This is a genomic window from Quadrisphaera sp. KR29 (assembly GCF_052644995.1).
On sequence record NZ_JBQXXG010000019.1, the window covers coordinates 1 to 11,275 of the forward strand.

Annotated in this window: 10 protein-coding genes; 3 read left to right on the forward strand and 7 right to left on the reverse strand. The window is 73.9% G+C overall.

Features of this window, described 5'->3' with window-relative positions; translation table 11 throughout:
• Positions 1 to 81 precede the first annotated feature (81 nt).
• The gene (locus tag ACUN9U_RS15325; RefSeq protein ID WP_445485877.1) at positions 82 to 801 is read right to left on the reverse strand and encodes a FadR/GntR family transcriptional regulator; all 720 of its coding nucleotides are present in this window, start codon (positions 799 to 801) and stop codon (positions 82 to 84) included.
• Between the two features lie 80 nt (positions 802 to 881).
• Here ACUN9U_RS15325 and ACUN9U_RS15330 point away from each other — a divergent pair, with 80 nt between their 5' ends.
• The 3 genes from ACUN9U_RS15330 to ACUN9U_RS15340 are packed head-to-tail and all read left to right on the forward strand — an operon-like array spanning position 882 to position 3,948.
• Positions 882 to 1,760, forward strand: coding sequence for a (Fe-S)-binding protein (locus tag ACUN9U_RS15330; protein ID WP_445485878.1), 879 nt, complete (start codon positions 882 to 884; stop codon positions 1,758 to 1,760).
• Entirely contained in the window at positions 1,757 to 3,268 is a 1,512-nt protein-coding gene (locus ACUN9U_RS15335) for a lactate utilization protein B (protein WP_445485879.1), read from the forward strand. Before ACUN9U_RS15330 ends, ACUN9U_RS15335 begins: the two co-directional genes overlap by 4 nt.
• The gene (locus tag ACUN9U_RS15340; RefSeq protein ID WP_445485880.1) at positions 3,265 to 3,948 is read left to right on the forward strand and encodes a LutC/YkgG family protein; all 684 of its coding nucleotides are present in this window, start codon (positions 3,265 to 3,267) and stop codon (positions 3,946 to 3,948) included. The genes ACUN9U_RS15335 and ACUN9U_RS15340 overlap by 4 nt, the downstream gene beginning before the upstream one ends.
• A gap of 254 nt (positions 3,949 to 4,202) precedes the next feature.
• Here ACUN9U_RS15340 and ACUN9U_RS15345 read toward each other — a convergent pair whose 3' ends face one another.
• The 6 genes from ACUN9U_RS15345 to ACUN9U_RS15370 all read right to left on the reverse strand — a co-directional run bounded on the left by ACUN9U_RS15345 (position 4,203) and on the right by ACUN9U_RS15370 (position 11,206).
• A complete protein-coding gene (locus ACUN9U_RS15345; protein WP_445485881.1) occupies positions 4,203 to 5,771 on the reverse strand; it encodes an alpha-L-fucosidase in 1,569 nt (522 codons plus the stop codon).
• Complete coding sequence (locus ACUN9U_RS15350; RefSeq protein ID WP_445485882.1) at positions 5,768 to 7,153, reverse strand: alpha-L-fucosidase; 1,386 nt, start codon at positions 7,151 to 7,153, stop codon at positions 5,768 to 5,770. The genes ACUN9U_RS15345 and ACUN9U_RS15350 overlap by 4 nt, the downstream gene beginning before the upstream one ends.
• A 52-nt stretch (positions 7,154 to 7,205) precedes the next feature.
• Entirely contained in the window at positions 7,206 to 8,135 is a 930-nt protein-coding gene (locus ACUN9U_RS15355) for a carbohydrate ABC transporter permease (protein ID WP_445485884.1), read from the reverse strand.
• Entirely contained in the window at positions 8,125 to 9,072 is a 948-nt protein-coding gene (locus tag ACUN9U_RS15360; RefSeq protein WP_445485885.1) for a carbohydrate ABC transporter permease, read from the reverse strand. The genes ACUN9U_RS15355 and ACUN9U_RS15360 overlap by 11 nt, the downstream gene beginning before the upstream one ends.
• A 49-nt stretch (positions 9,073 to 9,121) precedes the next feature.
• Complete coding sequence (locus ACUN9U_RS15365; RefSeq protein WP_445485886.1) at positions 9,122 to 10,372, reverse strand: ABC transporter substrate-binding protein; 1,251 nt, start codon at positions 10,370 to 10,372, stop codon at positions 9,122 to 9,124.
• 132 nt (positions 10,373 to 10,504) lie between these two features.
• A complete protein-coding gene (locus tag ACUN9U_RS15370; RefSeq protein WP_445485887.1) occupies positions 10,505 to 11,206 on the reverse strand; it encodes a FadR/GntR family transcriptional regulator in 702 nt (233 codons plus the stop codon).
• Positions 11,207 to 11,275 lie beyond the last annotated feature (69 nt).

The following is an 11,275-nucleotide window of genomic DNA, read 5'->3' on the forward strand; positions in this document are numbered from 1 at the left end:
GGGCCCCCCCCCCCCGCCCCGCCCCCCCGGGGGGGGCCCCGCCCCCCGGCCCGGGGCCCCCGGGGCCCCCGGCCACCCTGGTCAGGGGCGCAGACCGGCCTCGGCGGCGAAGCCCTCGATGTGGGCGCGCACGAGCGCTGAGGCCTCGTGCGCCCGCCCGGCCGCGACGGCGTCCAGCACCCCCCGGTGCTCCGCGCGCAGCCGCGCCGCCGTCGCCGCCCAGTCCGGCAGCGTGGCGACCCCCGCGGTGACGTAGGACTGCACCGCCTCGCGCAGGGACGTCATCACGGCCTCCACCACGGCGTTGCCCGCGCACGCCGCCAGCGCGACGTGGAACTGCGCGTCCAGCGCGATGAACGCTGCCGCGTCAGCGCCGTCGTCGTCCATCGCGTCCAGCAGCGCCGCCGCCCGGGCGAGGGCCTCGGCGCGCTCTCCGCCGTCGTCGCGGCGCCGGGCGGCGGCGTCGACGGCCCACGTCTCCAGCAGCACCCGGGTGGCCACGACGTCGGCCACGGGCAGGCGCGAGGTGGCGGTGTGCAGGCGCAGCGCGGCGCCGAGGGAGTCGCCGATCCCCGTGGCCGGGCCGCCGACGACGACGGCGCCGGCCTCCGGGCCCGAGCCCGTGCGTGCGCGCACGACGCCCATCGACTCCAGCACGCGCACGGCCTCGCGCACGCTCGGCCGGCTCACGCCGAGCTGCGCGGCGAGCGCCCGCTCGGCCGGCAGCCGGTCGCCGACGCCGATGCGCCCCGCGGCCAGCTCGGCCTCCACCCAGGCGAGCACCTGCTCGTGCGCCCTCACACCGGCCGAGACTAGGGGCTACTGTGGTCAGACCACATCGGCCGCGCGGGTGCGGACCGAGCGTCAGCGGGGGAGCCGCGATGAGGATCGCCGTCATGGCCACGTGCCTGGGGGACGCCGTGGCGCCGCACGTGGTGCGCGCCACCGTGGAGCTGCTCGAGCGGCTCGGCCACGAGGTGGTCTTCCCGCCGGGGCAGACCTGCTGCGGGCAGATGCACGTCAACACCGGCTACCTCGACCTCGCCGCACCGCTGGTGCGGCACAGCGTCGAGGTGTTCTCGCCCGTGCTGGAGGGCTCCGGCGGCGGCTCGCGCGGCTGGGACGCCGTCGTGGCCCCGTCGGGCTCGTGCACCGGCTGCGTGCGCCACCAGCACGCGATGGTCGCCCGCCGCGCCGGCGACGAAGGCCTGGCGCGCACCGCCCACGCCATCGGCGAGCGCACCTACGAGCTGTCCGAGCTGCTCGTCGAGGTGCTCGGCGTGACCGACGTCGGCGCCTACTACCCGCACCGCGTGACCTACCACCCGACCTGCCACTCCCTGCGCATGCTGCGCGTGGGCGACAAGCCGCTGCAGCTGCTGCGCGCGGTGCGCGGCATCGAGCTGGTCGAGCTCCCCGAGGCGGAGGTCTGCTGCGGGTTCGGCGGCACCTTCGCGCTGAAGAACGCCGAGACGAGCACGGCGATGCTCGCCGACAAGCTCGCCAACGTCCGCGCGACGCGCGCGGAGGTGTGCAGCGCGTCCGACTCCTCGTGCCTGCTGCACATCGGCGGCGGGCTCTCGCGGCTGCGCACCGGCGTGAGGCCCGTGCACCTGGCCGAGATCCTCAACAGCACCGACGGCAGGGTGGCGAGCGCCCATGATCACAGAGAGGGTGGAAGCTCGACCGTGATCATGGACGCTAGCCACCCGACGCGCGCCCAGGCCGAGCCCACCACCGCCCAGGAGGCCCCGCTGTGAGCGAGACGACCACCGCCGCGGCCGGTGCCCCGGCGCACGCCCCGGCCGGCGTCGGGCACCTGCGCGGCGAGCGCCCCTTCCCCAAGGCCGCGCGCGAGGCGCTCGCGGACACCCAGCTGCGCCGCAACCTCGGCAAGGCCACCGGCGTCATCCGCGCCAAGCGCGCCGCCGTCGTCGGCGAGGTCGACGACTGGGAGGCGCTGCGCGAGGCCGGCAGCGCCCTCAAGGCCGACGTCATGGCGCGCCTGCCCGAGCTGCTCGAGGAGCTGGAGCGGCGGGTGGTCGAGCGCGGCGGCGTCGTGCACTGGGCCCGTGACGCCGCCGAGGCCAACGGCATCATCACCGACCTCGTGCGCGCCACCGGCAGCCGCGAGGTGGTCAAGGTCAAGTCGATGGCCACGCAGGAGACCGGCCTCAACGAGGCCCTCGAGGCCGCGGGGATCGAGGCCGTCGAGACCGACCTCGCCGAGCTCATCGTCCAGCTCGGCCACGACGCGCCGAGCCACATCCTCGTGCCCGCCATCCACCGCAACCGCGCTGAGATCCGCGAGATCTTCCTGCGGGAGATGCCCGGCGTCGACCCGTCCCTGTCCGACGAGCCGCGCCAGCTGGCCATGGCCGCGCGGGCGCACCTGCGGCGCACGTTCCTGCGGGCCCGGGTGGCGGTCAGCGGCGCCAACTTCGGCGTGGCGGAGACGGGCACCCTCGCCGTCGTGGAGTCCGAGGGCAACGGGCGCATGTGCCTGACGCTGCCCCAGACCCTCATCACGCTCATGGGCGTGGAGAAGGTCGTGCCGACCTGGCGCGACCTGGAGGTGTTCCTGCAGCTGCTGCCGCGCTCGAGCACGGGGGAGCGGATGAACCCGTACACCTCGACGTGGACGGGCGTCACCCCCGGAGACGGGCCTGCTGAGTTCCACCTCGTGCTGCTCGACAACGGGCGCTCGTCGGTGCTGGCCGACCCCGACGGGCGCCAGGCGCTGCACTGCATCCGGTGCTCGGCGTGCCTCAACGTCTGCCCGGTCTACGAGCGCGCCGGCGGTCACGCCTACGGCTCGGTCTACCCCGGGCCGATCGGCGCGGTCCTCTCCCCGATGCTCACGGGCATCTCCGGCGACGACGACCCCAACGCCTCCCTGCCCTACGCCTCGACGCTGTGCGGCGCGTGCTTCGACGCCTGCCCGGTGCGCATCGACATCCCGAACCTGCTCGTGCAGCAGCGCGCGGCCTCGGTGGCGGCGCACCGGCGGCCGACCGGGCAGGACGTCGCGATGCGCGCGGCGGCCGCGGCGATGGCCGGGCCGAAGCGGTTCGCCGCGGCCGAGAAGGGGCTGGCGGCGGGGCGGCTGGTCGCTGGCGCGCAGTCCCCGGACGGTGGCCGGATCACGGCGCTGCCGTGGCCGATGTCGCGGTGGACGGCAGCGCGCGACGTGCCCTCACCGCCCGCGGAGACCTTCCGGCAGTGGTGGGCGCGCGAGCGCGGCGGCTCCGAGGGCGGCCAGCGGTGAGCGCGCGCGAGGAGGTGCTCGCGCGCCTGCGGACCGCGCGCGACGCGGGTGCGCCCGAGCGCCGCGGGCTCCCGCCGGTGCCGACGGGGGAGGCGCTGCCCCGCGCCTACCGCACCCGCGGCGCGCTGGAGCCCGGCAGCACCGCCGTGTGCGACCTGGCCGCCGAGCGCATCGAGGACTACCGCGCCACGGTCACCCGCGTGCCCGTGGGCGACGACGACGGTGCTGCCGGGGTGGCGGCCGCTGTCGCCGCGCTGCTGGCGGGAGTGCGCCGGGTGGCCGTGCCGCCGGGGCTGGACCCGGCCTGGCTGGCCGGGCTGCCCGCCGAGGTCGAGGTCCTCCGCGACGGTGGCGGGGAGCTCCTGACGGCGGCGGAGCTCGACGCGGTCGACGCCGTCGTCACCGCCAGCGCCGTCACGATCGCCGAGACCGGCACGGTCGTGCTGGCCGCCGCCGACCCCGCCCAGGGCCGGCGCCTGCTCACCCTCGTGCCCGACCACCACGTGTGCGTGGTCCACGCGCGCGACGTGGTGGCCTCCGTCCCCGAGGGCCTGGCGCGCCTCGACCCCGCGCACCCGCTGACGTTCGTCTCCGGGCCCAGTGCCACGAGCGACATCGAGCTGGACCGGGTCGAGGGCGTGCACGGCCCACGCCGCCTGGACGTCGTCCTCGTCGGCTGACTGACGGGAGACCTGCTCGGCGGCGCTGTCCGGCTGCGGACCAGGCCCCGTGGATGCAGCTGACGCCCCTTCGGCGCAGCTGGCGCCCCGTCCGGTGCGGTGAAGGGGCGTCAACTGCGGTCAAGGGGCGTCGGCGGTGCGGACTCGATCCACGGAGGTGGCCGATCGCCCATGATCACGGTGATCGTGGGCGACCGGCCACCGAGCCGTCGAGCCGCCGGCGGGGAGGGCCCGTGCGGGACAGGAGGGGTGGGTCAGCCGCCGCCCTCGCCCTCGGGCAGCAGCAGCGCCCGCGGCGCCGGCGCTGCCGGGTCGGGCAGCACGAGGCGCAGCGCGAACCCGGGCACGGACTCCACCGCCGCCGGCAGCGGCGAGGGCAGGACCACCTCGAGGGCGTCGTCGGTGCGGCGCACCTCCAGCGGCGCCGGGTGCCCGAGCAGCCTCACCTCACCGAGGGAGCGCACCGCCAGCGAGGACGCACCGCCGAGGGAGCGGATGCGCACCACGCCGTCCTCGGGCCTGACCATGCCCATCGCGTACAGGGACGTCTGCCCGACCTCGGCGCGCTGCGTGAACCGCAGGTCGGCCGCGGTGAACGGCAGCGACGCGGCGTCGGTGAAGGAGCCCTCCGGCACCGCCGTGGGTCCCTCGCCGGGCACGCGCCACGGGCGGGTGCCGTACACGGCCTCGCCGTTGACCGTCAGCCAGGCGCCGAGGCCCTCCAGCAGCGCGGCTTCCTCGGCGGGGACGGTCCCGTCGGGCTTGGGCCCGATGTTGAGCAGCAGGCAGCCGTTCTTGGCGACGACGTCCACGAGCTCGCCCACGAGGTCCACCGGGCTCTTCCACTCGTGGCCCTCGACCCAGCCCCACGACGTGCGCGAGACCGAGGTGTCGTTCTGCCAGGGGCGCTCCTGCACGTCGGCCATGCCGCCGCGCTCCACGTCGAGCACCGCGGTGCCCGGCCGGAAGGCCTCCCACTTGTACTGGATGACCACGCCGCGGCCCCACTGCGCAGCCCTGTTGTAGTAGTACGCGGCCAGCAGGCGCCGGTACGGCTCGAAGGCGGGGTGCTCGATCCACCAGTCGAACCAGAGCACCTGCGGGCGGTAGCGGTCGATGATCCGCACCGTGCGCAGCAGCCAGTCCTCGAGGTAGGCCTCGGTCGGGCCGGTCGCCTGCGGCATCGCCGGGCCGTACAGGTCGGCGAACTCGGGGTCGTCGCGCACGTCGGAGGCGAAGGCGCGCCCGGGGTGGAAGAAGAACCAGTGCTCGGCGCGGTGGCTGGAGGCCCCGCGCACGATCCACTGCTCCTCGCACGCGGACAGCACGTCGCCCAGCACGTCGCGCTTCGGGCCCACCTTCGTGGCGTTCCAGCGGGTGCGCGGCTCGTCGTACATCGCCAGGCCGTCGTGGTGCTCGGCCACCGGCACGACGAACTGCGCGCCCGCCCGCCGGAAGAGCTGCGCCATGCCCGCGGGGTCGAAGGCCTCCATGGTGAAGCGCGGCAGGAAGTCCTTGTAGCCGACCTCGGCGTGGTCGCCGTGCACCTCGCGGTGGTGGGCGTGCTCGGGCGTGCCCTGCTGGTACATGCGCCGCGGGTACCACTCGTTGCCGAACGCCGGCACCGAGTAGGCGCCCCAGTGCATGAAGATCCCGAACTTGGCGTCGCGGAACCAGTCCGGCACCTCGTAGGCGGCCAGGGACTCCCACGTGTCGCTGAACGGCCCGGCGTCGACGACCTCGCGCACCGCGGCCAGCGCGGCGGCGGTGTCGGGGACCTCGACGGGCGCGGGCACCCAGTCGCGCTGAGGGGTGGCGGTCATGCGCGTGCTCCCAGGGTGAAGGCGACGACGGCGGGCCCGTGCTGGACCGCGGACTGCGGCACGTCGACGACGACCGACGCCTCGCCTCCGGCGCCCTCGCGGGCGCTGACGGGCGTGCCGTCGAGCAGGCGGGCCGAGCCCAGCTCGACGGCGCTCGCGGTCAGCGGCAGCGCCACCTCACCGGAGGCGTCGACCACGGAGTTGAGGACCTCCCCCGAGCGCGTCCAGCGCACCCAGGTCGCGCCGCTGCCGTCGTCGTCGTGGCCCTGCTGGCCGCTGGGGCGGGCGACGGACTCCTCGACCGTCGTCGTCCCGTGCACCGCGGCGCTGTTGACGGCCATCCAGTCGGCCAGCCCCTCCAGGCAGCGGCGCTGCAGCTCGGGGATCCGCCCCGACGCCGTCGGGCCGACGTCCAGGAGGAGGTTGCCGCCGCGGGAGACCACGTCGAGCAGGTGCTTGACGGCGCCGGGGCCGGTCAGGTGGTGCTCGGGGCCCTCGACCTGGTTGTAGCCGAAGGAGTACCCGATGCCCCGGCAGTTCTCCCACGCCCCGGACTCCAGGTCGCGGCCCTGCTGGTACTCGCTGGTGCGGAAGTCCCAGTGCGTGGCGCCGAACCTGTCGTTGACGACGCCCTCGGGGGCAGCGGCGTAGAAGTCCTCCAGCACGCCCACCAGGGACAGCGGACCCTCCGGCTTGCCGGCGTCGGGCCACTCGATGTCGTTCCACAGCACGTCGGGCGCGTAGCGCTCCACGAGGTCGCGCACGTGGGCGTTGGCGTACCGCGTGTACTCCTCGTCCTTGGGCCGCTGGCCGTCGAACGACGTCCCCGTGAGCGGACCGAAGTCGGCCACGTGCCAGTCGAGGCCGCCGGAGTAGTAGGTGCCGAAGCGCAGCCCGGCGCGGCGGGTCGCCGCGGCGATCTCGCCGACGAGGTCGCGCCGCGGGCCGCGGGCGACGGTGTTGCGGCCCTCCGTGCCCGGGGCGTCCCACAGGCAGATGCCGTCGTGGTGCTTGGTGGTGGGGACGACGTAGCGCGCGCCGGCGCGGGCGAACAGCGACGCCCAGTCGTCGGGGTCGAAGTCCTCCGCCTTCCAGGCGTCCAGGAAGTCGTCGTAGGGAGCCCCGCCGAAGACCTCGCGGTGGTGCTGCGCGGCCGAGGAGCCCTCGATGCGGATGGTGTTGGCGTACCACTCGGCGTAGGGGTTGTGGGCGAACCAGTACTCGGCGTCGAAGGTGCCCAGCTCACCGATCGGCTCGGCCCACGCCGGCACCGAGTAGGCGCCCCAGTGGATGAAGATGCCGAGCCCGGCCTCGGAGAACCAGGACGGCACGGGCCGCTCGAAGCGTCGGTACTGCTCGGGGCGGGCGTCGTCGGCGAACACGGCAGAGGGCCTCCGTCGGTGGCGAGGTGGTGGTGCGGGGTGCGAGGGCGGGTCAGCGGCCGCCGAGCCCCGACAGGGCGATGCCCTTGACGAGGTAGCGCTGCAGCAGCAGCACGAGCAGCGCGGTGGGGGCCATCGAGATGGTCGCGGCGGCCATGAGCAGGTTCCACGCCTGGCCGTTCTGCCCCAGGAAGAGGTTGAGGCCGAGCGGCACGGTGGTGGTGGAGACGTCGTTGGTGATGATCAGCGGCCACAGGAAGCTGTTCCAGTACGTGATGAACGTGAAGACGGCGAGCACCGCGAAGGCCGGCGCCGCGATCGGCACGATGATCTGCGTGAGGATGCGCCAGTGCCCGGCGCCGTCGATGCGCGCGGACTCCTCCAGCTCCTTGGGGATGGTCAGGAAGAACTGGCGCAGCAGGAAGGTGCCGAAGGCGGTGAACGCCCAGGGCAGGATCAGCGCCTGGAAGGTGTTGACCCACCCGAGCTGGTTCATGATCAGGAACATCGGGACGACGACGACCTCCTGGGGCACCATGAGCGTGCCCAGGTAGACCAGGAACAGGGAGTCGCGCCCCCGGAAGCGCAGCCGCGCGAAGGCGTAGGCCGACAGCGCCGAGGTCACCAGCGTGATGAGGGTGCCCGTCACCGCCACGAAGGCGGTGTTGACCATGAAGCGCCCGAACGGCAGGAAGTCGAGCGCGTCGCCGTAGTTGCGGAACAGCAGGGTCTCGCCGAACAGCCTGGGCGGCGTCGTGAAGATCTCCCCGGCGCTCTTGAGGCTGGACAGCACCATCCAGGCCAGCGGGGCGAGGAACACCAGCAGCGCCAGGGTGAGCAGCAGCTGGGAGACCACCGGGCGCCTCTTGTGCCGCTTCTGCGGGACGACGCCGCCGACGCGGCCTCCGCCGTCGGGGGAGCCGGTGCCGGACCCGGCCGCGGTGAGGCCCGTGGACGTGGCGCCGAGGGTCTCACTGGTCATAGTGCACCCACTTCTTCTGCCCGAGGAACTGGATGGCGGTGAGCGCCATGATGATCACGAACAGCACCCAGGCGATGGCGGAGGCGAACCCGAGGCGGAAGTTCTGGAAGCCGCTCTGGTACAGGTACATGACCAGCGTGGTGGTGCTGTTGCCCGGGCCGCCGCCGGTGAGGATGTAGGGCTGCACGAAGACCTGGAACGAGCTGATGAGGGTCAGCACCGTCGCGAAGAACAGCGACGGGCTGAGCAGCGGCAGCACCACCGAGAAGAACTGGCGCACCGGGCCGGCGCCGTCGATGGCGGCCGCCTCGGTCAGGTGCGCCGGCACGGCGTCCAGGGCCGCGGAGAAGACCAGCAGGTTGTACCCGAAGCCCTGCCACACCGACATGAGGACGACGGCCGGGAGGGCCCACGTGCTGGAGCCCAGGAAGTTCGGCGCGCTGACGCCGAAGAGCGTCTGGAAGAGGCTGTCGATGAGCCCGCGCGGGGTGTACAGGAGGCCGAACACCACCGCGTTGCCCACCATCGGCGTCACCGCGGGCACGAAGAACAGCACCCGGTAGTAGCGCCGCCCCACGATGCGCGGGGAGATCCACACCGCCAGGCCCATCGACACCACGATGTTGACCGGCACGTACAGCAGCACGAACACTGCGGTGTTGAGCAGCGCCGTCTTGAAGACCGGGTCGGTGGTGAAGAGCTCGGTGAAGTTGCGCAGGCCGACGAAGCTGGGGTCGCCCAGCACGGGCCAGTCGAAGAAGCTCATCACCAGCGAGGCGACGATCGGGAACGCCGTGAAGGCGACGAACCCGATCGCGCCCGGCAGCAGGAAGGCCGAGGCGGCGCGGCCGTCGCCCCGCCTGGTCCCCCGCGGGGGAGCGGGGGCCGCAGACGAGCCAGCGGCATCGGTGACGCGGACGGCGCCGGTCAGCGCCATGGGACCTCCTCGGGCCTGGACATCGCGGGGACTGAGGCGCCGGGGCGCGTCAGGCCTGCGCCATGACCTGCTGGATGAAGGAGTCGACGTCGGTGTCGCCGTTGAAGCACGTGACGGCGTACTTGTTCCACTCGTTGTTGACCTGGGTCCACTTGGCCGTGGTCCGGTACCCCTCGGAGGCCGCGATCATGGCGTCCATGACCTCCTGGGCGTCCTGCAGGTCGTTGCCGTCGTACCAGGACTGCTGCTGCGCGGTGCGCGCGGGGAAGGCGCGCCCGGACTCGCCCAGGTAGGCCTCCGCCTCGACGCCGGTGAGCCCGGCGACGGCCTTGGCGGCCAGGTCCTGGTTGGCGGCCCTGGCCGAGACCCCGAAGCCGGAGCCGGCGCTGACCGTCTTGGAGCCGCTGCCGCCGACGGGCATCGGGGCGATGCCCACCTCGAAGCCCGCGGTGGCCTTCGCGTTGATGAGGCTCCACGGGCCGTCGATGTTCATCGCGGCGTTGCCGGCGAGGAACTGGTTGGTCGAGGCGGCCTGGGAGCCGGCGGCCGCCAGCGGAGCGGCCACCTTCTCGGTGACGATGAGGCTGCGGTACCAGTTCAGCGTGTCGCGCCACTCGTCGTTGTCGATGTCGAGCTCCCCGTCGGCGGTGACGGCCTGCACGCCGTGCTGGCTCATGGCGAACGGGATGATGCTGTCGGGCACGGCGCCGGCGAAGAAGCCGTAGCTGCTGCCGGTGGTCAGGGCCTTGGCGGCGGCCACGAAGTCGTCCTGGGTCCACCCGATGGCGGGCAGGGGCAGCCCGGCCTGCTCGAAGGCCGTCTTGTTGTAGAAGACCACCAGGGGCCCGAAGTCGTAGGGCAGCGCCACGAGCTTGCCGTCGACCTTGAGGGCGTCGAGGATCCCCGCGTCGAAGTCGGACTCGCTGACGCCCATGTCCGCGAGCTTCGGGCCGAGGTCGGTGAACAGCTGGGCGAACTGCGGGGCGCGCAGCGACTGGATGCTCACCAGGTCGGCGGTCTGGCCGCTGGCGGCCTGCGAGGTCAGCTTGGTCCAGTAGTCGTTCCACGCGGCGGTCTGGAAGGTGACCGTCGACCCGGACTCCTGGCCGGCGATCTCGGCGACCTTCTTCCACGCGTCGACCTCGGCGGTCGAGGCGCTCCACATGAACCACGACAGGTCGGTGGAGCTGCTGCCGCCGGAGCCTCCGGAGGAGCCGCCGCCGCAGGCGGTCAGGGCCAGGGCGGCTGCCGCGCCGCCGCCGAGGCCGAGCAGCTGCCGGCGCGAGAGGGTGGGTGCCATCGGTGCCTCCGTGACGACGTCGTCGGGCGAAGAGGGGGTGCTGCGCTCGGACTCCCGGGCCGGGGAGCACCAGCGCTCCCCGGGGCGATACATCCGATGACTGCGCACTCTTGTCCGACGGCTGCGCCCCTGTCAAGCGTTCTGGCGGTGTTTCGGCGCGAGCGTGCGGCGCATCCAGGACTCCACGTTGGCGACGTGCAGCAGCGCGGCCGCCGCGGCGCGCGGGGCGTCCCCGTCGCGCACGGCGTCGTAGATGGCCCGGTGCTCGTCGATGGTGTGGCGGGAGGAGTCCGCCTCGGTCAGCGCCCGCCAGACGCGGGCGCGCAGCGTCACCCCGGAGATGCCGCGCAGGATGGCCGCCAGCGCCGCGTTGCCGCTGGCCGCGGCGATCGCGGCGTGGAAGTCGGCGTCGTGGGCGATGAGGTCGGCCTCGTCGGTGGCCGCCTCCATGAGCTGCAGGTGGCGGTGGATCTGCCGCAGGTCCTCGTCCTCGCAGCGGGTGGCCGCGAGGGCGGTGACCTGCGGCTCGACCACCCGTCGGCACTCCATGAGCTCCAGCAGCGACTCGTCGCCCATGAGGTCGACGGCCTCGCCGATGCCGGTGAACAGCTGCTCGGGGGTCAGGGCGGTGACGAAGGTGCCGTCGCCGCGCTTGACGTCCAGCACGCCGGCCGTGGCCAGGGCCCTCACGGCCTCGCGCAGGCTGGAGCGGCTCACGCCGAGCTGCGCCGACAGCGCCGCCTCGGCCGGCAGCCGCTGCCCGGGCTCCAGGTCGCCGCTGCGGATGAGCTCGCGGACCTTCTCGATCGCGGCCTCCGTCAGGGGAGCTGCCACGCGGGTCACCTCCCGGTGCTGGGTCCGGCGGGAGTGCCCAGCGCCCCCCGCGGTCGGGCTCCACTCTGC

Coding starts and splice junctions, on each gene's coding strand:
- ACUN9U_RS15360 (WP_445485885.1), bottom strand. CDS start 9,072: ATGGCGCTGACCGGCGCCGTCCGCGTCACCGATGCCGCTGGCTCGTCT.
- ACUN9U_RS15365 (WP_445485886.1), bottom strand. CDS start 10,372: ATGGCACCCACCCTCTCGCGCCGGCAGCTGCTCGGCCTCGGCGGCGGC.
- ACUN9U_RS15330 (WP_445485878.1), top strand. CDS start 882: ATGAGGATCGCCGTCATGGCCACGTGCCTGGGGGACGCCGTGGCGCCG.
- ACUN9U_RS15355 (WP_445485884.1), bottom strand. CDS start 8,135: ATGACCAGTGAGACCCTCGGCGCCACGTCCACGGGCCTCACCGCGGCC.
- ACUN9U_RS15345 (WP_445485881.1), bottom strand. CDS start 5,771: ATGACCGCCACCCCTCAGCGCGACTGGGTGCCCGCGCCCGTCGAGGTC.